This window comes from Marinicauda salina (assembly GCF_003122085.1).
Classification (GTDB): Bacteria; Pseudomonadota; Alphaproteobacteria; order Caulobacterales; family Maricaulaceae; genus Maricicauda_A; species Maricicauda_A salina.
This window is the reverse complement of record NZ_QEXV01000001.1, coordinates 205,216-224,917: the sequence shown is the minus strand read 5'-3', so window position 1 is coordinate 224,917 and position 19,702 is coordinate 205,216. Positions and strand designations below refer to the sequence as shown.

General features: G+C 71.4%; 22 protein-coding genes and 1 tRNA gene. 13 read left to right on the top strand and 10 right to left on the bottom strand.

The genetic code is table 11. The annotated features are described in order from the left end of the window. Positions 1-77: 77 nt before the first annotated feature. The 5 genes from udk to hemC form a co-directional block, all read right to left on the bottom strand. Positions 78-752 carry a uridine kinase gene (udk, locus tag DDZ18_RS00900; RefSeq protein ID WP_109251474.1) on the bottom strand — a complete coding sequence of 225 codons (675 nt, stop codon included), beginning with the start codon at positions 750-752 and terminating at the stop codon, positions 78-80. Beyond that, complete coding sequence (locus tag DDZ18_RS00895; RefSeq protein ID WP_109251473.1) at positions 749-2,224, bottom strand: heme biosynthesis protein HemY; 1,476 nt, start codon at positions 2,222-2,224, stop codon at positions 749-751. The genes udk and DDZ18_RS00895 overlap by 4 nt, the downstream gene beginning before the upstream one ends. Continuing rightward, positions 2,221-3,576, bottom strand: coding sequence for a COG4223 family protein (locus DDZ18_RS00890; RefSeq protein ID WP_109251472.1), 1,356 nt, complete (start codon positions 3,574-3,576; stop codon positions 2,221-2,223). Before DDZ18_RS00890 ends, DDZ18_RS00895 begins: the two co-directional genes overlap by 4 nt. Positions 3,577-3,647: 71 nt before the next feature. Next, entirely contained in the window at positions 3,648-4,337 is a 690-nt protein-coding gene (locus DDZ18_RS00885) for a uroporphyrinogen-III synthase (protein ID WP_109251471.1), read from the bottom strand. Further along, positions 4,334-5,302 carry a hydroxymethylbilane synthase gene (hemC, locus tag DDZ18_RS00880; RefSeq protein ID WP_109251470.1) on the bottom strand — a complete coding sequence of 323 codons (969 nt, stop codon included), beginning with the start codon at positions 5,300-5,302 and terminating at the stop codon, positions 4,334-4,336. The genes DDZ18_RS00885 and hemC overlap by 4 nt, the downstream gene beginning before the upstream one ends. A 47-nt stretch (positions 5,303-5,349) precedes the next feature. Between hemC and tsaD the strand changes: the two genes are divergently transcribed. The 3 genes from tsaD to DDZ18_RS00865 are packed head-to-tail and all read left to right on the top strand — an operon-like array spanning position 5,350 to position 7,863. Next, complete coding sequence (gene tsaD, locus DDZ18_RS00875) at positions 5,350-6,492, top strand: tRNA (adenosine(37)-N6)-threonylcarbamoyltransferase complex transferase subunit TsaD (protein WP_109252187.1); 1,143 nt, start codon at positions 5,350-5,352, stop codon at positions 6,490-6,492. Between the two features lie 19 nt (positions 6,493-6,511). Then, positions 6,512-7,513 carry an NAD(P)H-dependent glycerol-3-phosphate dehydrogenase gene (locus DDZ18_RS00870; RefSeq protein WP_109251469.1) on the top strand — a complete coding sequence of 334 codons (1,002 nt, stop codon included), beginning with the start codon at positions 6,512-6,514 and terminating at the stop codon, positions 7,511-7,513. A 14-nt stretch (positions 7,514-7,527) separates the two neighbouring features. Beyond that, on the top strand, positions 7,528-7,863 hold the full coding sequence (locus DDZ18_RS00865; protein WP_109251468.1) for a Rieske (2Fe-2S) protein: 336 nt from the start codon (positions 7,528-7,530) through the stop codon (positions 7,861-7,863). Here the strand turns inward: DDZ18_RS00865 and DDZ18_RS00860 are convergent, their stop codons facing one another. From DDZ18_RS00860 to DDZ18_RS00845, 4 genes are all read right to left on the bottom strand, one after another. Continuing rightward, the gene (locus tag DDZ18_RS00860; protein ID WP_109251467.1) at positions 7,864-8,391 is read right to left on the bottom strand and encodes an RNA methyltransferase; all 528 of its coding nucleotides are present in this window, start codon (positions 8,389-8,391) and stop codon (positions 7,864-7,866) included. It abuts the gene before it with no gap. 141 nt (positions 8,392-8,532) lie between these two features. Next, positions 8,533-8,787, bottom strand: coding sequence for a DUF1150 family protein (locus tag DDZ18_RS00855; RefSeq protein ID WP_109251466.1), 255 nt, complete (start codon positions 8,785-8,787; stop codon positions 8,533-8,535). A 235-nt stretch (positions 8,788-9,022) separates the two neighbouring features. Next, positions 9,023-9,098, bottom strand: a tRNA-Ala gene (locus DDZ18_RS00850). 101 nt (positions 9,099-9,199) lie between these two features. Further along, entirely contained in the window at positions 9,200-9,685 is a 486-nt protein-coding gene (locus DDZ18_RS00845; RefSeq protein ID WP_109251465.1) for a TIGR02300 family protein, read from the bottom strand. 118 nt (positions 9,686-9,803) lie between these two features. Between DDZ18_RS00845 and aroA the strand changes: the two genes are divergently transcribed. From aroA to DDZ18_RS00830, 3 genes are all read left to right on the top strand, one after another. Then, positions 9,804-11,135, top strand: coding sequence for a 3-phosphoshikimate 1-carboxyvinyltransferase (gene aroA / locus DDZ18_RS00840; RefSeq protein WP_109252186.1), 1,332 nt, complete (start codon positions 9,804-9,806; stop codon positions 11,133-11,135). Between the two features lie 328 nt (positions 11,136-11,463). Beyond that, a complete protein-coding gene (gene rpsA / locus DDZ18_RS00835) occupies positions 11,464-13,170 on the top strand; it encodes a 30S ribosomal protein S1 (protein ID WP_109251464.1) in 1,707 nt (568 codons plus the stop codon). Between the two features lie 135 nt (positions 13,171-13,305). Beyond that, a complete protein-coding gene (locus tag DDZ18_RS00830) occupies positions 13,306-13,602 on the top strand; it encodes an integration host factor subunit beta (RefSeq protein ID WP_109251463.1) in 297 nt (98 codons plus the stop codon). A gap of 22 nt (positions 13,603-13,624) precedes the next feature. Here DDZ18_RS00830 and DDZ18_RS14180 read toward each other — a convergent pair whose 3' ends face one another. Further along, positions 13,625-13,756 carry a hypothetical protein gene (locus DDZ18_RS14180; RefSeq protein WP_269845051.1) on the bottom strand — a complete coding sequence of 44 codons (132 nt, stop codon included), beginning with the start codon at positions 13,754-13,756 and terminating at the stop codon, positions 13,625-13,627. Between the two features lie 103 nt (positions 13,757-13,859). Here DDZ18_RS14180 and DDZ18_RS00825 point away from each other — a divergent pair, with 103 nt between their 5' ends. The 7 genes from DDZ18_RS00825 to accD all read left to right on the top strand — a co-directional run bounded on the left by DDZ18_RS00825 (position 13,860) and on the right by accD (position 19,628). Then, entirely contained in the window at positions 13,860-14,789 is a 930-nt protein-coding gene (locus tag DDZ18_RS00825) for a LysR substrate-binding domain-containing protein (RefSeq protein WP_109251462.1), read from the top strand. Positions 14,790-14,832: 43 nt separating this feature from the next. Further along, positions 14,833-15,492: a phosphoribosylanthranilate isomerase gene (locus DDZ18_RS00820; RefSeq protein WP_233245656.1), complete on the top strand. Its 660-nt coding sequence runs from the start codon at positions 14,833-14,835 to the stop codon at positions 15,490-15,492. A 134-nt stretch (positions 15,493-15,626) separates the two neighbouring features. Next, a complete protein-coding gene (trpB, locus tag DDZ18_RS00815) occupies positions 15,627-16,847 on the top strand; it encodes a tryptophan synthase subunit beta (RefSeq protein WP_109251461.1) in 1,221 nt (406 codons plus the stop codon). Between the two features lie 317 nt (positions 16,848-17,164). Next, complete coding sequence (locus DDZ18_RS00810) at positions 17,165-17,452, top strand: BrnT family toxin (RefSeq protein WP_109251460.1); 288 nt, start codon at positions 17,165-17,167, stop codon at positions 17,450-17,452. Next, positions 17,424-17,729, top strand: coding sequence for a BrnA antitoxin family protein (locus tag DDZ18_RS00805; protein ID WP_109251459.1), 306 nt, complete (start codon positions 17,424-17,426; stop codon positions 17,727-17,729). The genes DDZ18_RS00810 and DDZ18_RS00805 overlap by 29 nt, the downstream gene beginning before the upstream one ends. Before the next feature lie 169 nt (positions 17,730-17,898). Then, complete coding sequence (gene trpA, locus DDZ18_RS00800) at positions 17,899-18,690, top strand: tryptophan synthase subunit alpha (RefSeq protein ID WP_109251458.1); 792 nt, start codon at positions 17,899-17,901, stop codon at positions 18,688-18,690. A gap of 26 nt (positions 18,691-18,716) precedes the next feature. After that, positions 18,717-19,628 (top strand): acetyl-CoA carboxylase, carboxyltransferase subunit beta, encoded by a 912-nt coding sequence (accD, locus tag DDZ18_RS00795; RefSeq protein ID WP_109251457.1) that lies wholly within the window; start codon positions 18,717-18,719, stop codon positions 19,626-19,628. Positions 19,629-19,702: the final 74 nt, after the last annotated feature.

Genomic DNA, 19,702 nt, shown 5'->3' with positions numbered 1-19,702 from the left:
GGTCGGGACGGACCGTTTGAAGCGGCGCGGAAGCTACCCGCAAACGCTCGCGCCGACAAGGCGCGAGATGCGCCCCGTCAGCCGGCCCGGCGCACGCCGCGTTCGGCGCGCCGGACCGCGTCCAGCACGGGTCCGGCGAGCGTGTCGAAGAAGGCCTCGAGATGGCCGGCCGGCCGCGCCGCGGCCGCGTCGTTTCGGATGACGAGGTCGGCGTGCTCGCGCCCGGGCGCGGTCCATTCGCGATGCATCGGCCGCACCGTGGAGAGGTACTGGCCGACGACGGCCGTCGCATCGCGGCCGCGCTCGGCGACGTCGCGCAGCACGCGGCGGGCCAGGCGGACGTCGTCCGGGGCCTCGACATAGACCCTGAGATCGAACACCGCGCGGAGATCCTCGGTGCAGAACAGGTGGATGCCCTCGACCAGCACGATGTCGGCCGGCGCGATCGGCCGCGTCTCGGCGCGGCGGCGATGGGTCGTGAAATCGTAGACCGGCGCGGCGATCGTCCGGCCGGCCCTGAGCGCGGAGAGCTGCTCGGCGAGCAGGCCGTGATCGCGCGCGTCGGGATGATCGAAATTGAACCGCGCCGCATCGAAGTCCGGCGCGCCGCCGTGATCGCCGTAATAGTCGTCCTCGGCCATGACCAGCGCCGACAGCGGCGCCGCGCCGCGGGCCACCGCGCGCGCGATCTCGGTCTTGCCCGACGCCGAGCCTCCGCTGACGCCGATGACGAGGCGCGGCGGCCGGCTCATCGTCCCTTCTCTCCGTCGTCCCCTTCGTCCTCGACGCCGGGATCGTCGGGCGCGCGGCTGGGTTCGTAATAGCGCGGCGGACCGTGCGTCTCGCCCGCCTCAGTCTTTTTCGCCGGCCGTTTCGGCGCTTCCAGCAGGGCGGTCTCCGGCACCGCCTCGGCGGCGATCTCGAAGCGCTCGTAGCGGGGATGGATGAGGCGGGCCTCGTCGCCCCAGGCGTAGACCATCCGCTTCCAGTCCTCGTCGGAATAGGGAAACGCCGCTCCCGCCGCGTCGATGTCCGACCAGTCGGCCTCGCCCGGCGCGTGGCTGGCGCGCGCCATGTAGCGCCGCGCCTCGTCCTCGTCGCCTTCCAGCCGGGCCAGCCGGGCGGCCAGCGCGCACACCCGCGCCGAGAGCGGCGGATGGGCGAGGATGGGCGCGAGCGCTGAGCGCGCGGCCTCGATGTTCGACTGCTCGAGCGCGACCTCGGCGGTGAGGATGCGGCTCTCGCGATGCTCGGGATTGAGCCTGGCGAGATCGCGCAGGCGCTCGGCGCGCTTGGCCTTGGTATCGGATTTCCTGAGCTCGCCGTAGACGCGCGCGATCGCGGGATGCGGCGCGGCCTGCCAGGCCGACTCCAGCAGGTCGGAGGCGCGGCGGTGGCGGCGCTTCTTCGCCAGCAGCCGCCCGGCGAGCGCCGCGGCCGGGGCGAAGCCCGGAGAGGCCACGGCGGCGCGCTCGGCGAGGTCCGCGGCGCGGTCGGGATCGCTCTCCGCGCAGGCGCGCGCCTCTGCGGTCATCAGGACGGCGCGCCGGCGCGCGGCGATGTCGGCGCCGACCTGCTTGCGGCGCTCGGCCTCGGCGAGCGTGCGGCGCGCCGGTTCCCAGCGCGCGTCGGCGACCTGGGCGTTGAACAGCGTCTCGAAGGCCCAGCGGGCGGTCCGGGACTTCTCGAAGGCGGCGCTCGCATGCGTGATCGCCGCCGGCGCGTCGCCGCGCGCTTCGGCCAGGCCGGCCAGACCGCGCTGGGCGACCAGCTTCGTGCGCGGATCCTCCAGCAGCGCCTCGTAATGGGTCTCGGCGGTCGGCAGATCGCTGGCGGCCTCGGCGGCGCGCGCGGCCAGCAGGCGCGAGATGGCCGGCCTGTCGAGCAGGGCGTCGGCCCGGGCGGCCTGGCGCACGGCGAGTTCGCCCTCGCCCGCGGCCGAGGCGATCAGCGCGCGCTCAAGCGCGTCGAATCCCTGCTCGCGGCGACGCCGGGCGCGGAAGCGGCGGAACATGTCGGGCGCGGTCCAGACCTTGGTGAACAGCCACCAAGCGACGACCAGGACGAAGGTCGCCACGATCAGCGCCGCCGCGCCGAGCGCGAACGGCGCCTCGGCGCGCCAGCCCAGGAACTCGATGGTGACGACGCCCGGGTTGAGCGTGAGGAACACGGCGGCCGCCGCGGTGAGCACGCAAAGCGCGATCGTTATGATCAGCCGGATCATCTCGGGTCGAACTCCTCGGTCGCGCTGGTCTCGGCGAGATCGCGGCGCAACGCAGCCAGGCGGGCCTCGATCTCGAGCCGCGCCCGCGCGCCCGCAAGCCAGTTGCGCGCCGCCTCGGCGGGCGCATCCTCCAGACGCTCGGCGGCCTCGACGGCGCCGGCGAGATCGTCGCGGGCCAGCCGCGCCTCGATCCTCGACGCGATCGCGGCGGGACCGTCGCCGCCCTCGTCCTCGGCGGGCCTGAGGCTGATCACGCCGAGGAATGTCCGCGCCTCGCCGGCGGCGTCGCGCACCGCGTCGCCCGGGAAGGTCTCGGCGAGCGCCGCGCGCGTCGGCGCGCCCGAACGCGCCAGCGTCTCCAGCGCGTCGAGATCGGGCTGGTCGGACCAGACGCGGGCGAGCGCGGCGCGCTCGGCCTCGAACGGGCCGGACCCGGCCGCGGCGTCGCGCAGCGCGGTGAGCCCCAGCGCCCGGCTGGCGACGGCGCGCAGCTCGGCCGTCGCCGCGCCGGTGGTCGCCTGCACGGCGGCCTCGGCGGACTGCGCGGTTTCAAGCGCGTTCCGGGCGGTCTCGCGCGTCGCGCCGACGGATTGCTCGAGCGTGTCGATGCGCCCGGCGAGGGCCGCGAAGCGATCGTCGTTCGATTGCGAAGCCTCGGCGATCCGGGCCTCCAGCGCCTCGCGGGTCTCGACCAGCGCGGCGTCGAGCGCGTCGAGCCGGTCGGCGGTTTGGGACAGACGCGCCACGAGGGCGGGATCGGGGCCTTCGTCCGCAGGCGCGCCCGCCTCGGCGGTCTCGGCCGCCGACGCCGACGCCGATTGCGCGGCGCGGGCGGCGTCCTGGGCGGCCTCGGCCGACGCGCTGGCGCTTTCCGCGGCGGTTTCGGCGCGGGCGATCAGATCCTCGATCGCGGCGACATCGACCGATGAGCCGCCCTCTACGTCGTCGCCCTGGCCGATCAGCTCGCGCAGGCTGCGCAGCCCGGTCGTCACCGCGGCGATCTCGTCGGCCTGCTCGGCGGTCCGGGATTCGAGGGCTTCGACGCGGTCGGCGATCGCGGCGAGCTCGGCCGGCGTCGCCGCGTCGGGCCGGTTCTCCAGCGCGGCGAGACGCGACTCGACCGCGTCGGGAACGCCGGCCTCGGGCGCCGGGGCGAGATAGCGCTCGGCGATCCAGGCCGAACCGCCGCCGACCAATGCCGCCAGCATGACCGCGCCGATGAAGGCGGGCCAGCCGGGGCCGCCGCCGGACGGCCTATCGCCCGCGCCGTCCTCCGGTCCGTCATCGGCGGGTTCGAACTCCGCGTCGACGGGTTCGGGCTCGCCGGTCTCGCTGTCCTCGTTGGCGCTCATGGGCCCTCGCCGAATGGTGCGCAAGCGAGTCTAGGCCGCGTCGCGCGCCTGCGCCACAGCTGCGCGCGGGCTCATGGTCGCAACCGACCGAGCGCGTCGATCAGCGCGGCCTCGTCCGGCCGGGCGGCGACGATGATGCGCGCCAGCCCGGCCGCGCGCAGCGGCTCGGCGGCGGCCTCCGAGATCGCCGCGAAGCCGCATGGCGCGAGGGCGTCGCCGTCCGCCAGGTCGAGCAGGCGCTCCGCGCCCTTGCGCGAGTGGATCAGCACATCGCAGCCCGATCGCAGCGCCTCGATCGCGCCGGGCGGCAGGGCGTCGACCGGCTCGGCGCGATAGGCGATCGTTTCGTCGGCCGCGATCCCGGCCTCGGCGAGCGCGCCGGCGAGATCGAAAGCGAGGTCGCGGCCGCGGACATGAAGCACGCGGCCGGGCCGCGCCTTGGCGATCAGGCGCGCGAGATCGGCGCCGTCGCCTTGCGCGCTCCGCACGGAGGCGAAGCCGGCTTCGCGCGCGGCCTCGGCGGTCGCGTCGCCCACGGCGAAGACAGGCGGATCGCGCCGTTCGCTCAATCGAGCGAAGGCGCGCACGCCGTTGGGGCTGGTGAAGGCCAGCGCCGCGATCCCGGCGAGATCGGGCGGGTCGTCCTCGAACACGATGTCGGCGACGGGCGCGAGCACGGCGTCGAATCCCGCGCGCTCCAGCTTTGCGGCGGTCGCCCGCGCCCCCGGCGCGGCGCGGGTGACCAGGACCGGCCGGGTCACGTCCCGCCCGACTCCGCGATCGCCCGGCGCAGCGTTTCGCCGCCCGCGGCGGCGACCTGCTCGCCGAGCCGCTTGCCGATGCGCGCCGCCGCCCCGGTCTCGATCTCGGGCAGGGCGATGCGCGCGGCGTCGGCCCATTTGTGCGAGCCGTCGGGCGTGAGCGCCTCGCCGCGCAGGAAGAGCGTCGCGCCGTCGAGCGTGGCGTAGGCCGCGATCGGCGTGCGGCAGGAGCCGTCCAGGGCGGCGAGGAAGGCCCGTTCGGCGGCGACGCACGCCGCGCTCGGCAGGTCGTTGAGCGGGGCGAGCGCCTGGCGGGCGGCTTCGTCGTCGGCGCGGATCTCGATCCCGATCGCGCCCTGCGCCGGGGCGGGCAGCATCTCCTCGGGCGCCAGCGCGGGGCGTTCGGCCTCGTCCCGGCCGAGGCGTCTGAGTCCGGCGCGGGCGAGGAAGGTCGCGTCGACCTCCCCGGCGGCGAGCTTGGAAAGCCGCGTGTCGACATTGCCGCGCAAGAGCACCGGTTCGAGATCGGGGCGCAGATGCATCGCCTGGGCCTGTCGCCGGATCGAGGCGGTGCCCAGCCGCGCGCCCTCGGGCAGATCGGCGACGCGGGCGGCGTCGCCGGCCGCCAGCAGCACGTCGCGGGGATCCTCGCGCTCGAGCACGCAGGCGATCTCGAGCCCGTCCGGTAGGCGAGCGGGCACGTCCTTCATCGAGTGCACCGCGAAGCTCGCCTCGCCGTCCATGAGCGCGCGCTCGAGCTCCTTGGTGAACAGCCCCTTGCCGCCGGCCTCCAGCAGGGCGCGGTCGGTGATGCGGTCGCCCGTCGTGGTCAGGCCGAGGATCGGGAAGGCCGCCTCGGCGTCGGCGACGTCCCAGACCGCGGCGAGGCGCTGCTGGACGAGCCGGGCCTGGGCCAGGGCGAGCGGCGAGGTGCGGGTGGCGATGGGCTGGGGCGCTGGGCTCACGGCGGCTCTCTGTTGTCTCGCCGTCGATGCGGCGCTAACCGATGGTGATGGCGTTATCGCACCCTGAAAGCCCCGCGCAAGCGCGCGCTCGGTCGCGGCCGGTCCTCGTGCTCGGCCTGGAGTCGAGCTGCGACGACAGCGCCGCGGCGATCGTGCGCCGCGATCCGGACGGCGCGATCGAGGTCGTCGCCGAGATCGTCGTCGGCCAGAACGACGCCCACGCGCCCTATGGCGGCGTCGTGCCCGAGATCGCCGCGCGCGCCCACGCCGAGGTGATGGACGGGCTCGCCGCCCGCGTGCTCGACGAGGCGGGCCTGACGATGGCCGATATCGACGCCGTCGCCGCGACCGCGGGGCCGGGGCTCATCGGCGGGGTGATGGCCGCGCTGATGACCGCCAAGGGGCTGGCGCTGGGATCGGGCAAGCCGCTGATCGCGGTCAATCATCTCGAGGGCCACGCGCTGTCGCCGCGCCTCGTGCGCCGGCTGGAGTTTCCCTGGCTGCTGCTGCTCGTCTCCGGCGGCCACACCCAGCTGCTGTCCGTCGAGGATGTCGGCCGGGTGACGCGGCTCGGCTCGACCATCGACGATGCGGCCGGCGAGGCCTTCGACAAGACCGCCAAGATCATGGGGCTCGGCTTTCCCGGCGGCCCGGCGGTGGAGCGCCTGGCGAGCGAGGCGCGCGATCCCGGCCGCTTCGCGCTGCCGCGCATGCTGGCGCGAGACAAGAGCTGCGACTTCTCCTTCGCGGGGCTGAAGACCGCCGCGCGGCGCGCCTGGGAATCGCTTGAAGACCCGACCGACGCCGACCGCGCCGATCTCGCCGCGGCTGTGCAGGCCGCGATCGCGGCGCATCTCGCCGAGCGCGCCGGCCGCGCGATGGAACGCTTCGTCGCGGATCATCCCGACGCCGAGCGCGTTTTCGTCGCCGCCGGCGGCGTGGCGGCCAACGCCGCGGTGCGCGCCGGGCTGGAAGCTGAGGCGGCCGATCACGGCTTCGCGTTCGTCGCCCCGCCCTTGAAATATTGCACGGACAATGCGGCGATGATCGCCTTGGCGGGCGCGGAGCGCTTCGTCCGCGGAGAGGTCGACGATCTCGACGCGCCGGCGCGGGCGCGCTGGCCGCTGGACGGGCGGGCCGCATCTTCCGCCCCGGCGAGCGGGGCGGGCCGCAAGGGGCCGAAAGCATGAACAGAGGGGGCGCGGCGCGATGAACGGGTTCGATCATATCGGCGTCGTCGGGGCCGGCGCCTGGGGCACGGCGCTCGCCCAGGCCGCGGCGAAGACCGGCCGACGGGTCACGCTGTGGGCGCGCGAGTCCGAGGTCGCCGAGGCGATCAATACCGCGCGCGAGAACACCGCCTTCCTTCCGGGCGCGCGGCTCGACGCCGCGATCCAGGCGACGCCGCATCTCGTCGAGCTCGCCGAGTGCGACGTCGCGCTCGTCGTCACGCCGGCCCAGCACACGCGCGCCGTGCTCGGCGATCTCGCGCCCCACCTGCGCGAGGGCGCGCCGGTGGTGCTGTGCTCGAAGGGGATCGAGCAGGCGACGCTCAAGCTGATGACCGAGGTGCTCGCCGAGGTCTGTCCCCGCACGCGGGCCGCCGTGCTCTCGGGCCCGTCCTTCGCCATCGACGTCGCCAAGGGGCTGCCCACGGCGGTGACGCTGGCCTGCGCCGACGAACGCGCCGGCCGGGCGCTGATGCATGCTCTCGGTTCGGCGAGCTTCCGTCCGTACTACGCCGACGACCTGATCGGCGCGGAGATCGGCGGGGCTGTGAAGAACGTGCTCGCCATCGCCGCCGGCGTCGTCGAGGGCCGCGGCCTCGGCCGTTCGGCCCACGCCGCGCTAATCGCGCGCGGCTTCGCCGAGCTCACCCGGCTGGGCGTGGCGATGGGCGCGAAGCGCGAGACGCTGGCCGGCCTGTGCGGGCTCGGCGATCTCGTGCTCACCTGCTCGTCGCCGCAATCGCGCAACATGTCCTGCGGCATCGCGCTGGGACGCGGCGAGGCGCTCGCCGACATCCTCGCCGCGCGCAATTCGGTGACCGAGGGCGTGGCCACCGCGCCGGCCGTCGTCGCGCTGGCCGAACGTCATGGCGTCGAGATGCCGATCTGCGAATCCGTGAGCCGGGTCGTCTCCGGCGACGCCCATGTCGATGCGGCGATCGAGGAATTGCTCGCGCGGCCCTTCCGCGACGAGCACGCCTGAGCCGGAGCGACCCCATGAGCGACATGCCCGCGTCCGGCGAAAAGCTGAAAACGCTCGCCGACATCCCCGATCCGGGCGGCGCGCCGGCCGACTTCGAGGCGACGCCGATCCTGATCCTGCGCAGCGGCGAGATCGTGCGCGCCTACGTCAATGTCTGCCCGCACGCCGGCCGGCCGCTCTGCCTGCCCTCGGGCAGGACGCTGGTTCAGAACGGCGAGACGCTGGTCTGTCCCTTCCACGGGGCGAGCTTCGACATCGCGAGCGGCGCCTGCACGGGCGGGCCGGCGGGCAAGGCGTCGCTCAAGCCGGTGGCCGTGCGTGTCGAGGACGGCGTGGTGGTCGCGGCCTGATCAGCCGCCGGTGCGGGATTTCGGCGCGCCCCAGACATGCGGCTCGCCGATCTCGGGTCCGCCGGGCATGACCGGACGCTCGGGATAGCCGCCCAGGCACACGGCGCGATCGTACATGGTGATCGCCGCGGCGACGGCGAGATTGACGCAGAACTTGGTGGGGATCTTCACCACGTGCTCGCAGCGGTCGAGCATCGCCTCGCTGAGATCGCCGCGCTCGCGGCCGAGCACGTAGGCCGCCGCGCGGGGATGGCGGAAGCTCGGCAGCTCGATCGCCTCGTCGACCAGCTCGATCCCGACCAGCGCGCAGCCCTTGGGCAGCACCATCTCGTCGACGCTCTCCCAGCTGTACCAGGGCAGGTTTCGCGCCGTGCGCGCGGTGTCGGAGCGAAAGATGTCGCGCGTGCGGTGATGGGCGGCGACGGTGAACACGAAGCTCGCGCCGAAGGCGTTCGCGGTGCGCATCACCGCGCCGAGATTCATCGCCTTGGAGATCCCTTCCACGCCGATCGCGAAATAACCCTTCATGGGCAGGAGCGTTTAGCGGGCGTCGCGCCGGACGGCAAATCCGCCCGCCGACAAAAAAAGCGCCCTCCGGCCGAAGCCGGAGGGCGCCCGGGTTCGCGCCGCCGGGGGGAGGGGGAATGCGGCGCGATCGGGGATCTGAGGCTAGTGGACGCTCACCGGTTCCGCGCCGTGATAACGCGCCGCGGCGAAGGCGGCGTCGCGATCAGTGAACACGGCCATGCGCTGGCCGTCCTCGGTGTGGATCGCGTAGAGCGTCGACTCCTCGTCGAGTTCGAGGGCGCTCACGTCGATCTCGCTGCGGCTCATCTCGGAGAGAACGTCCGCGGCGGCGACGGTGCGCACATAGACGGTCGGCGTCTCTTCGAGTTCGATCGTCTCTTCGGTTTCACGGGCCATGATCGGCGGCCTCCTCACCAACTAGCTGAACACTCAGATGGTGAGCTGGCCGGACCCGTTCAAGAGCTGTGCATTCAGGGGCTTAGGTCGATCCGGGAAAGAAAAGCCCCGCGCCGGCGTTCGGCGCGGGGCTTGTGGCCTCAAGGCATGCCTAGCCGAAGCTGCGGGATGCAACCCGCCCGCCTACGCCTGTCGGCTTCGGCGGGGCAGCCTTGCGCTGCTTCGCAGCGAAGGCTGGTGGAGCCAGGCGGAATCGAACCGCCGACCTCTTGAATGCCATTCAAGCGCTCTCCCAACTGAGCTATGGCCCCGAAATCGTTCGGGCGGCTTGGGGTCCGCCCCGTCGAGGAGCGCGGAACTTAGTCAGCTCGCGCCCCCCGATCAAGCCTGCAGCGCGGCGGCGCGGCGGGCTTCAGCTGCGATCGTCGTCATCGTCATTATTGTTGATGTCGATGTCGGAGAGATCGTCCTCCTCGTCGTCGATCAGGACGTCGGATTCGCTGTCCTCCTCCTCGTCGAGATCGGCCTCCTCGGTGAAGTTCTCCTCGATCTCGCTCTCGGGCGTGGGCGCGGCGGAGTCGTCGTCCTCGTCGTCGCCCATGTCGACGGGCTCCTCGACGATCTCGGGTTCGCCCTCGTCCTCCTCCTCGTCGGCGCTGTCCTCGGCGTCCTCATCGGCCTCGGCGGCCTTGGCCTTCTTCGCCGCAGCCTTCTTGTCCTCGGTCGGCGGCGCCGGCTTCGTCTTCTTCTTCGACGCCGGCTCGACCGGCGCGGCGAAGTCTTCGGGCTTATGGGTCGCGCCGCATTTCGGGCAGACGATCGGGTCCTTGTTGAGATCGTAGAACTTCGCTTCGCATTCGCTGCAGACGCGTTTCTCACCGAGATCCGGCTTGGCCACGGGTCATCCCCTCTCCGAGCGGTAAACGGCGCGCCAGTTGCCACGTTAGCGGCGCGCTGTCAAAACCCCTTTTGCGCCCCGCGCGCAGCCTCCGCGAGCCCGCATGCAGAAGACGCCGATGAAACCGCCCGCCGGGGCTTGCGCCGCCGCGGCTTCCGGTCCGTTGACCGGGACCGTCGAAGCCTCGCCCGACAAGTCGATCTCGCACCGCGCGCTGATCCTCGCCGGGCTCGCCGCCGGCGAGAGCCGGATCGCGAACCTGCTCGAAAGCGCCGACGTCATGGCGACGGCCAGGGCGGTAGGGGCGCTCGGCGCGCAGGTCGAGAGATCGAACGCGGACTGGCGCGTGATCGGCCCCGGGCGCTGGATGAGCCCGGACGCGCGGCTCGATCTCGGCAATTCGGGCACCGGCGTCCGCCTGCTGATGGGCGCGGCGGCGCGTTTCGACATGACGGCGACCTTCACCGGCGACGCCAGCCTGTCGCGGCGGCCGATGGGTCGCGTGATCGAGCCGCTGACGCGCATGGGCGCGCGCTTCGAGGCCGTAGACGGCGACCGCCTGCCGGCGACGCTGCACGGCTCGGCGGCGCTGCGCGGGATCGACTACACGCCGCCCGTCGCCTCGGCCCAGGTCAAGAGCGCCGTCCTGCTTGCAGGCCTGGGCGCGCAGGGCGAGACGATCGTGCGCGAGCCGCGGGCGACGCGCGACCACACCGAAACGATGGCCCGCCTGTTCGGCGCCGATCTGGACGTGGAGCGCGCCGGCGAAAGCCTCGTCGCGCGCGTGCGCGGCGACCGGCCGCTGACGCCGGTCGACATCGCGGTCCCGGGCGATCCCTCCTCGGCGGCGTTTCCCGTCGCCGCGGCGCTGATCTCGCCAGGCTCGGACATCGCCGTGCGCGGCGTGATGACCAATCCCGCACGCGTCGGCCTGTTCGAGACGCTGCGCGAGATGGGCGCCGATATCGCGCTGACGCCGGCGGAGGCGCGGTCGGGCGAGGCGACGGCCGATCTCGCCGTGCGCTTCGGCGCGCTGCGCGGCGTCGACGTCCCGCCCGGGCGCGCGCCGGCGATGATCGACGAATACCCGATCCTGGCTGTGCTGGCGGCCTTCGCCGAGGGAACGACGCGCATGACCGGGCTGGCCGAGCTGCGCGCCAAGGAGAGCGACCGGCTCGCCGGAACGGCGGCGCTCCTGCGCGCGAACGGCGTCGCCGTCGAGCTGCTCGACGACGGGCTGATCGTCCACGGCCGCGGCCCGGAGGGCGTGCCCGGCGGCGGCCGGGTGGAGACGCATCAGGACCATCGCCTGGCCATGGCCGGCCTGGTCATGGGGCTGGGCGCGCAGGAGCCCGTCATCGCGGACGACGTGGCGATGATCGCGACCAGCTATCCCGGCTTCTTCGACGACATGGGCGCGCTGGGCGCGCGGATCGCCCCGGTCGATTGAGGCCGATTTCTGCGGCTGCGCTTGCTCTGCAGGCCCGTTTGCAGTATGGACGCGCGCGCCTTCGGACTCGCGTTAACGCTTGTTAACGAAGTCCGGCGGCGCTGAGCCGGGCGAACGCCGCGCTCGTTCGCGTACGGCCGGTTTCCTGCCTTCCCCAGCGGATGATTGGACGACCGGCGGCGCGATGGCGCGGCGCGAAGCCCATTGACTGGAGCAGTTCCGGCCGCGAGCGGCCCTACAAGCGTTGATGTCCGCGCCGCGCGCGGCAAGACCGCCGGAGACAACCGGCCGGCCGGAATTCGATCGAACCCTCTGGAGCAACCTCTTAATGACTGACACTTCCACCGCCGCCCCGAGCCGCGACGATTTCGCGGAAATGCTTGAGGCGAGCCTCGCCGGCCGCGATCTCGCCGAAGGCTCCGTCGTCAACGGCAAAGTCACCGCCATCGAGAACGACGTCGTCGTCATCGATGTCGGCCTGAAGACCGAAGGCCGCGTTCCGATGCGCGAGTTCACCGGCCCGGGCGCCGAGCCGCCCAAGCCCGGCGACGAGGTGGAAGTCTATCTGGAGCGTATCGAGAACGCGCTCGGCGAAGCCGTCCTCTCGCGCGACAAGGCGCGCCGCGAGGAGGCGTGGGATCGCCTCGAGCAGCAGTTCGAGAAGAAGGAGCCGGTCACCGGCGCCATCGTCGGCCGGGTCAAGGGCGGCTTCACCGTCGATCTCGGCGGCGCCTCGGCCTTCCTGCCGGGCTCGCAGGTCGATATCCGCCCGGTCCGCGACGTCGGCCCGCTGATGAACAAGGAGCAGCCCTTCGCGATCCTCAAGATGGATCGGCCGCGCGGCAATATCGTCGTCTCGCGCCGCGCCGTCCTCGAGGAGAGCCGCGCCGAGCAGCGCGCCGAGCTGGTCAGCCAGCTCGCCGAAGGCGAGGTCCGCGAGGGCGTGGTCAAGAACATCACCGACTACGGCGCGTTCGTGGATCTCGGCGGCATCGACGGCCTGCTGCACGTCACCGACATGAGCTGGAGCCGCGTCGGCCACCCGAGCGAAGTCGTCGAGGTCGGCCAGACGGTCCAGGTCCAGATCATCAAGATCAACAAGGAGACCCAGCGGATCTCGCTGGGCATGAAGCAGCTCCAGGCCGACCCCTGGGAAGGCGTCGAGGCGAAATACCCGGTGGGCGCGACCTTCAAGGGCCGCGTCACCAACATCGCCGAATACGGCGCGTTCGTGGAGCTCGAGCCGGGCGTCGAGGGCCTCGTCCACGTCTCCGAGATGAGCTGGACGAAGAAGAACATCCACCCGGGCAAGCTGGTCTCCACCTCCCAGGAGGTCGAGGTCATGATCCTCGACGTCGATCCGGAGAAGCGCCGCATCTCGCTCGGCATCAAGCAGACCCAGCGCAATCCGTGGGAGATCTTCGCCGAGACCCACCCGGCCGGGACCGAGGTCGAGGGCGAGGTCAAGAACATCACCGAGTTCGGCCTGTTCATCGGCGTCGACGAAGAGATCGACGGCATGGTCCACCTCTCCGACCTCGACTGGGACCGGTCGGGCGAAGAGGCGATCCAGGACTACAACAAGGGCGATGTCGTGCGCGCGAAGGTGCTCGACGTCGACGTCGAGAAGGAGCGCGTTTCGCTGGGCATCAAGCAGCTGGCCGGCGATCCGATGGAGGAAGGCGGCTTCAAGCGCGGCGACACCGTGACCTGCACCGTCACCGAGGTGACCACCGGCGGCATCGAGGTCGCGCTGGGCGCCGAGGGCCAGATGAAGAGCTTCATCCGCAAGTCGGACCTGTCGCGCGACCGGTCCGAGCAGCGCCCCGAGCGCTACTCGGTCGGCGACAAGGTCGACGCCCGGGTCACCAATGTCGACAAGGCCAGCCGCCGCGTCTCGGTGTCGATCAAGGCGCTCGAGATCGCCGAGGAGAAGGAGGCCGTCGAGCAGTACGGCTCGACCGACTCCGGCGCCTCGCTGGGCGACATCCTCGGCGCCGCGCTCAAGGAGCAGGACGACGACGACAAGGAGTAGCATCGCACGCAGTGCGATGGACGGAACGGCCGGAGCAAGCGCTCCGGCCGTTTTTTCTTGGCGGCGGAAGGGTTTGAGATTGACGCCGCGCGCGCCGATTACTTAAGCTTGCGTCGGCTCGCTGGGGTCCCCGCCATGATCAAGTCCGAACTTATCGACAAGCTCGCCCAGGCCCATCCGCACCTGTATCAGCGCGACGTCGAGCGGATCGTCAATGTCGTGCTCGAAGAGATCGCCGAGGCGCTCGAGCGCGGCGACCGGGTCGAGCTTCGCGGCTTCGGCGCATTCTCCGTGCGCAACCGGCCGCCGCGCCAGGGCCGCAATCCGCGGACCGGCGAGGCCGTCGCGGTCAAGGAGAAGCACGTGCCCTTCTTCAAGACCGGCAAGGAGCTGCGCGCCCGGGTCGACGGGGCGGGCAAGAAATCCTCCTGATCCGGGCCGGCGCCGCCGGGCCTCACGCCTTGCGATGATGATCGGCGTGGCCGCCGTCGCGCGCGGCGCGGCGCGCCAGCCAGCCGAACAGGAAGTCGAGCACGCTGTCGCGGCGCGTCTCGACGGCGAAACGGTTTTCATCAAAATCTTTCATGACGTCCTCCTTTTGCTGGACGCCCGATTCATCATGCTTGTGCGGGGTTCAATCCAACGCAATCTCGATATAGCTTGATAAACTCAGCTTATCAGGGGCCGCCATGCGCCTGCCGCCGATCAACGCCATCCGGGTCTTCGAGGCCGCCGCCCGTCTCGGCGGTTTCACGCGCGCCGGCGAGGAGCTGGGCATGACCCAGGCCGCGGTGAGCTACCAGATCAAGCAGCTCGAGGAGCGTCTCGGCTTCCCGCTCTTCGTGCGCGAGGGACGGCGCGTGAGCCTGACGCGCCAGGGCGAGGCGTTGTCGGAGCGCACGAGCGAGGCCTTCCGCATGCTCGAGCGGGCCTTCGACGCGGCGCGGCGCGGCGGCGACGACATCCTCACCATCTCCGCCCTGCCGACCTTCTGCGAGAACTGGCTCGTGCCGCGGCTGAGCGCGTTTCAGAAAGCCCATCCCCGCCTCGGCGTGCGCATAGACGCCGAGCGGCGGCTCGTCGACGTGCGCGGCGGCGAGGCCGATATCGCCGTGCGCGTCGGTTCCGGGGACTGGCCGGGCCTGGAGACGCGCTTCCTGTTCCCGGGCAGCGTCGCGCCGCTGGTTCCCGCCGCCGCGGTCGCCGCGCACGGACCGTTCGAGCGGCCGGAGGACCTGCTGAAGCTGCGCCTGATCGGTCCGATCGAGTGGTGGCGGGGCTGGTTCGCCGCCGTCGGCGCGGGCGACGCGCCGCTTCCCGAGCGGCCCGCTCTCGAGCTCGAGACGCAGACGATGGAGGTCGCCGCGGCGATGGGCGCGGGCGACGCCGCGGTCATGGTCACGCCGTTCTACTTCGCCTCCGAGATCGCCGCCGGCGCGCTGGTGAAGCCCTTCGAGACCGAACTCGACGAGGGCGCCGGCCACTGGCTGGTCTACGACCCCGATCGCGCGCGAACGCCGAAGATCCGCGCCTTTGTCGAATGGGTGCTGTTCGACCCGCAGGCCTTCTGTCTCAACCGTGCGACCGCCGCGCCCCCGCCCGCCGGGGACGCCGGCTGAAAGCGCTGGCCCGCCCGCGCGCGCGCCTGCTATAGGCGCGCCGATGACGGACGCGATGAAGGTCAAGATCTGCGGGCTCAACACGCCCGACGCCGTCGACGCCGCGGTCGCCGCCGGCGCGGACTGGCTCGGCTTCATCGTCTTCCCGAGAAGCCCGCGCGCGGTGAGCCCTTCCGAGGCCGGCGCGCTGGCGCGGCGAAAGGGCGCGGCGAAGTCCGTGGCCGTGCTGGTCGATCCCGACGACAGGCTGCTCGGCGCGGTGCTGGCCGAGATGGCGCCCGACATCATCCAGCTCCACGGCGCCGAGAGCCCCGCGCGCTGCCTCGATGCGCGCGCCTATGCGGCTGAAGGCGTGTGGAAGGCGATCGGGGTGAACGGAGCGGCGGACATCGCCCGGGCCGCGAACTATATGGGTCGCGTGGACGGGTTCGTGTTCGACGCCAAGCCGCCCGCGGGCGCGGACCGACCCGGCGGTTGGGGCGCAGGCTACGATTACGGGCTGCTACGCGATTACGACGGCCGCGCGCCGTTCCTGCTCTCGGGCGGGCTCGACGCGGCCAATGTCGCCGACGCGATCGCGGCGTCCGGAGCCCGCGCCGTCGACGTCGCCTCGGGCGTGGAGTCCGCGCCCGGGGTCAAGGACGCCGGGAAGATCGATGCTTTCGTGACAGCCGCGAGGGCGGTCGGAGAAGACAAGAGGTGAAGGCTCACCCCACCCCGACCCTCCGTTCAAGGGGAGGGAGAACCCGCCGCGCCGGAAGCCGTTGACAGCGGCGGGACGCGCGAGCGGGCACCCTCCCCCTCGGGGGAGGGCTGGGGTGGAGGAGAAACCGAGAGATGACCGTGAACGACAAGCCCAACGCCTATTCGCAACTCCCCGACGCGCGCGGCCATTTCGGCGATTACGGCGGGCGCTATGTCGCCGAGACGCTGATGCCGAACATCCTGGCGCTGGAGAAGGCCTACGCCGCCTATCGCGACGATCCGCGCTTCACCGGGGAGTTCGAGACACTGTTGCGCGACTTCGTCGGCCGGCCGAGCCCGCTCTATTTCGCCGAGCGGCTGACGGAGGAATTCGGCGGCGCCCAAGTCTGGTTCAAGCGCGACGAGCTCAATCACACCGGCGCGCACAAGATCAACAACTGCCTGGGCCAGGTCCTGCTCGCCCGGCTGATGGGCAAGACGCGCATCATCGCCGAGACCGGCGCCGGCCAGCACGGCGTGGCGACGGCCACCGTGGCGGCGCGCTTCGGCCTGCCCTGCGAGATCTTCATGGGCGCCACCGACGTCGAACGCCAGAAGCCCAACGTGTTCCGCATGAAGCTGCTGGGCGCGACCGTCCACGCCGTCGAGAGCGGGCGCGCCACGCTGAAGGACGCTATGAACGAGGCGCTGCGCGACTGGGTGACCAACCCTGACGACACTTTCTACGTCATCGGCACGGTCGCCGGCCCGCACCCCTATCCGATGATGGTGCGCGACTTTCAGTCCGTGATCGGCCGCGAGGCGCGCGCCCAGATGCTCGACCGCCTGGACCGCCTGCCCGACGCGGCGGTGGCCTGCATCGGCGGCGGCTCGAACGCGATGGGCCTGTTCCATCCCTTCCTCGAGGACGAGACGGTCCGTCTGATCGGCGTCGAGGCCGCCGGCAAGGGCGTCGACACGCCCGACCACGCCGCGAGCCTCAATGGCGGGCGGCCGGGCATCCTGCACGGCAACAAGACCTATCTCCTGCAGGACGATGACGGCCAGATCGTCGAGGGCCACTCGATCTCGGCCGGGCTCGACTATCCCGGCATCGGACCCGAGCACGCCTTCCTGCACGATGTCGGCCGGGCCGAATACCGCCACGCCACCGACGAAGAGGCGCTCGAGATGTTCCAGCTGTGCTCGCGGCTCGAAGGCATCATCCCCGCGCTCGAGCCCGCCCATGCGCTCGCCCGCGTACGCGACCTGGCGAAAGAGCTCGGCCCCGGCGGCGTCATCCTGATGAATATGTGCGGACGCGGCGACAAGGACGTGTTCTCCGTCGCCGACGCGCTGGGGGTGGAGCTTTGACGATGCGCTCGCTTCCGCTCCCCTCCCTCCCCTCGATGGGGAGGGTGGACGGACCGACAGGTCCGGCCGGGTGGGGTGCGTCTCGGCCTCACCCCCTCCCGCCGCTTCGCGGCGACCTCCCCCGTCAAGGGGGAGGAGGGCGTTGTTCGTTTGAACGCCTGCGCACTCGTCGGGGAGAAATACAGCACCCATGACCCGCTTCGGGCGCGTGAGCTAGCTGCGCTTGCTCTGCATAAGGGGCGCCCGCCATAATTGCATCGATAATAACCGCTCGCCTATAGCGTGCTTGTTTGTAATGACAATTGTAGTTACAATTGATGGAATTCGAGTGGGACGAAGCGAAGGACCGCGCCAACCGGGCCAAACACGGAATCGGGTTCGAGGAGGCGGCGCGGGTCTTCCTGGCCGCCCATGTGACAGTGGCGGCGCGGCCGGGTCCGGACGGCGAGGCGCGCTGGAAGGTTCTCGGCCCGTTGAAGCGTGGAATGATCGCCGCGGTCATTCACACCGACCGGCAAGGCCGGATCCGGATCATTTCGGCTCGGCCCGCCAAGCGCAGGGAAAGGAGAATCTATTATGGGACGGACAGTCCGGGTCAGACTTGAAGACCTACCCCCCATCTCCGAAGAACGCCTGCGCGAGATCGAGGCGATCCCCGACGAGGAAATCGACGCGTCGGACATTCCCGAATGGACCGAAGAGGAACTCGCGAACGCGACCTGGCATCCCGGTCATGGAAAGAAGCAGGTCACGATCCGGATCGATCACGACATTCTCGACTTCTTCAGGCAGGGCGGGCGCGGCTATCAGACCCGCATGAACGCCGTGCTGCGCGCCTATGTCGACGCGATGAAGAAGAAGCATGAAAAGGATGTCGGCTGACGCCCGCCCGCCGCGATGCGGAAACTTCTCGCCCTCCCCTTGAGGAGATGGCCGGGGCGGGGTGATATCCGCGGGCGGTCCAGACCTCCCCGACCCTCCTCGCGAGGGAGGGAGAGGTCGCCCCCGCCCGACGCTCGCCCGCCGTTTGGTCACAAACAGGCCGCCGCCCATGACCCGCCTTTCCTCGACCTTCGACCGGCTGAAATCCGACGGCCGGGCCGGCTTCGTCGCCTATGTCATGGCCGGCGATCCCGACGCCGAGACGACGCTCGCCATGATGCGCGGGCTGGCCGAGGCCGGCGCCGACGTCATCGAGCTGGGCGCGCCCTTCACCGATCCCATGGCCGACGGCCCGACGATCCAGCGCGCCGCCTTGAGGGGTCTGAAATCGGGCATGACGCTTTCCGGCGTGCTCGAACTCGTTCGTCGTTTCCGCGAGACGAATTCCGACACGCCCGTCGTCGTGATGGGCTACGCCAACCCGTTCTTCTCCTACGGCTACGAGGCCTTCTCCGCCGACGCGGCCGCCGCCGGCGCCGACGGGGTGATCTGCGTCGATCTGCCCCCGGAGGAGGACCGGGAGCTGCGCGAGGCGCTGACGCAGACGGGGCTGTCGCTCGTCCGCCTGGCGACGCCGACGACCGACGACGCCCGGCTTCCCCGGGTGGTGGAGGACACGTCGGGCTTCGTTTATTACGTCTCCACGACGGGCGTCACCGGCGCCGGCGTCGGCGAGACGGCGGTCGTGGGAAGCGCGGTCGACCGGGTTCGGGGAGCCGCGAACCTGCCCGTCGCGGTGGGCTTCGGCGTGAAGACGCCGGAACGCGCCGCGGAGATCGCGCAGGTCGCCGACGCGGTCGTCGTCGGCTCGGCGATCGTCGAGGCGCTCGCCGAGGGCGGCGTGGACCGGGCCTTGCATCTCGCCCGGACGCTGGCCGAAGCCGCCCATGATGCGCGATAATGCCCGCGGCAGATGAGGGAAACCGCATGAACTGGCTGTCGAGAATCACCCCGCCGGGCGTCTCGAAGATGTTCTCGAAGCGCGACACGCCGGAGAATCTCTGGGTGAAATGCCCGATCTCCGGCGAGATGGTGTTCCACAAGGATCTCGAGGCCGGGCTCTACGTCACGCCCGCCGGCCATCACATGCGCATCGGTCCCGCGCTGAGGTTCGCCTACACGTTCGATGCCAAGTGGGAGGAGATCCCCTCCCCGGAGGTCGCCAGGGACCCGCTCAAGTTCAAGGACGACAAGCCCTATTCGAACCGCATCGCGTCGGCGCGCAAGAAGACCGGCCGCGAGGACGCCATGGCGATCGCGGTGGGCCGCGTCCAGGGCGTCGAGACCACGGTCGTGGTCCAGGACTTCGCCTTCATGGGCGGCTCGCTGGGCATGGCCGCGGGCGAAGCCTTCCTCAAGGCCTGCGAGACCGCTGTCGAGCGCCGCACGCCGCTGGTCATGTTCGCCGCCGCCGGCGGGGCGCGCATGCAGGAGGGCGCGCTGTCGCTGATGCAGATGCCGCGCACCACGCTCGGCGTGGAGATGCTCAAGGACGCGAAGCTGCCCTATATCGTCGTGCTGACCGACCCCACGACGGGCGGCGTCACGGCGAGCTACGCCATGCTCGGCGACGTCCACATCGCCGAGCCGGGCGCGCTGATCGGCTTCGCCGGCCCGCGCGTCATCGAGCAGACCATCCGCGAGAAGCTGCCCGAGGGCTTCCAGCGTTCGGAGTACCTGCTGGAGAAGGGCATGGTCGACAAGGTCGTCCATCGCCGCGATCTCCCGAAGACGCTCGGCAATATCCTGCGCACGCTGCTGAAGCGCCCGGTCGCGGCGACGACGACCGCGCCTGTCGCCGTCGAGCCCGAGATCGAAACCGACAAGGCCGCCGAGTAGGCTTCGTCGCTGAATTCCCGGCCGACCGCAGGGAGAGCCGGGACCCTGATTCTCCGAGACCCCGGCGCGCTGAC

What these genes read in the sequence shown, in the direction of transcription:
- DDZ18_RS00870 (WP_109251469.1), top strand. Translation starts at nt 6,512, where the DNA reads ATGAACGGGTTCGATCATATCGGCGTCGTCGGGGCCGGCGCCTGGGGC.
- DDZ18_RS00820 (WP_233245656.1), top strand. Translation starts at nt 14,833, where the DNA reads ATGACGGACGCGATGAAGGTCAAGATCTGCGGGCTCAACACGCCCGAC.
- aroA (WP_109252186.1), top strand. Translation starts at nt 9,804, where the DNA reads ATGAAACCGCCCGCCGGGGCTTGCGCCGCCGCGGCTTCCGGTCCGTTG.
- DDZ18_RS00895 (WP_109251473.1), bottom strand. Translation starts at nt 2,224, where the DNA reads ATGATCCGGCTGATCATAACGATCGCGCTTTGCGTGCTCACCGCGGCG.
- rpsA (WP_109251464.1), top strand. Translation starts at nt 11,464, where the DNA reads ATGACTGACACTTCCACCGCCGCCCCGAGCCGCGACGATTTCGCGGAA.
- DDZ18_RS14180 (WP_269845051.1), bottom strand. Translation starts at nt 13,756, where the DNA reads ATGAAAGATTTTGATGAAAACCGTTTCGCCGTCGAGACGCGCCGCGAC.
- DDZ18_RS00830 (WP_109251463.1), top strand. Translation starts at nt 13,306, where the DNA reads ATGATCAAGTCCGAACTTATCGACAAGCTCGCCCAGGCCCATCCGCAC.
- DDZ18_RS00860 (WP_109251467.1), bottom strand. Translation starts at nt 8,391, where the DNA reads ATGAAGGGTTATTTCGCGATCGGCGTGGAAGGGATCTCCAAGGCGATG.
- udk (WP_109251474.1), bottom strand. Translation starts at nt 752, where the DNA reads ATGAGCCGGCCGCCGCGCCTCGTCATCGGCGTCAGCGGAGGCTCGGCG.
- accD (WP_109251457.1), top strand. Translation starts at nt 18,717, where the DNA reads ATGAACTGGCTGTCGAGAATCACCCCGCCGGGCGTCTCGAAGATGTTC.
- DDZ18_RS00825 (WP_109251462.1), top strand. Translation starts at nt 13,860, where the DNA reads ATGCGCCTGCCGCCGATCAACGCCATCCGGGTCTTCGAGGCCGCCGCC.
- trpA (WP_109251458.1), top strand. Translation starts at nt 17,899, where the DNA reads ATGACCCGCCTTTCCTCGACCTTCGACCGGCTGAAATCCGACGGCCGG.
- tsaD (WP_109252187.1), top strand. Translation starts at nt 5,350, where the DNA reads ATGGCGTTATCGCACCCTGAAAGCCCCGCGCAAGCGCGCGCTCGGTCG.
- DDZ18_RS00805 (WP_109251459.1), top strand. Translation starts at nt 17,424, where the DNA reads ATGGGACGGACAGTCCGGGTCAGACTTGAAGACCTACCCCCCATCTCC.
- DDZ18_RS00855 (WP_109251466.1), bottom strand. Translation starts at nt 8,787, where the DNA reads ATGGCCCGTGAAACCGAAGAGACGATCGAACTCGAAGAGACGCCGACC.
- DDZ18_RS00890 (WP_109251472.1), bottom strand. Translation starts at nt 3,576, where the DNA reads ATGAGCGCCAACGAGGACAGCGAGACCGGCGAGCCCGAACCCGTCGAC.
- DDZ18_RS00810 (WP_109251460.1), top strand. Translation starts at nt 17,165, where the DNA reads ATGGAATTCGAGTGGGACGAAGCGAAGGACCGCGCCAACCGGGCCAAA.
- trpB (WP_109251461.1), top strand. Translation starts at nt 15,627, where the DNA reads ATGACCGTGAACGACAAGCCCAACGCCTATTCGCAACTCCCCGACGCG.
- DDZ18_RS00865 (WP_109251468.1), top strand. Translation starts at nt 7,528, where the DNA reads ATGAGCGACATGCCCGCGTCCGGCGAAAAGCTGAAAACGCTCGCCGAC.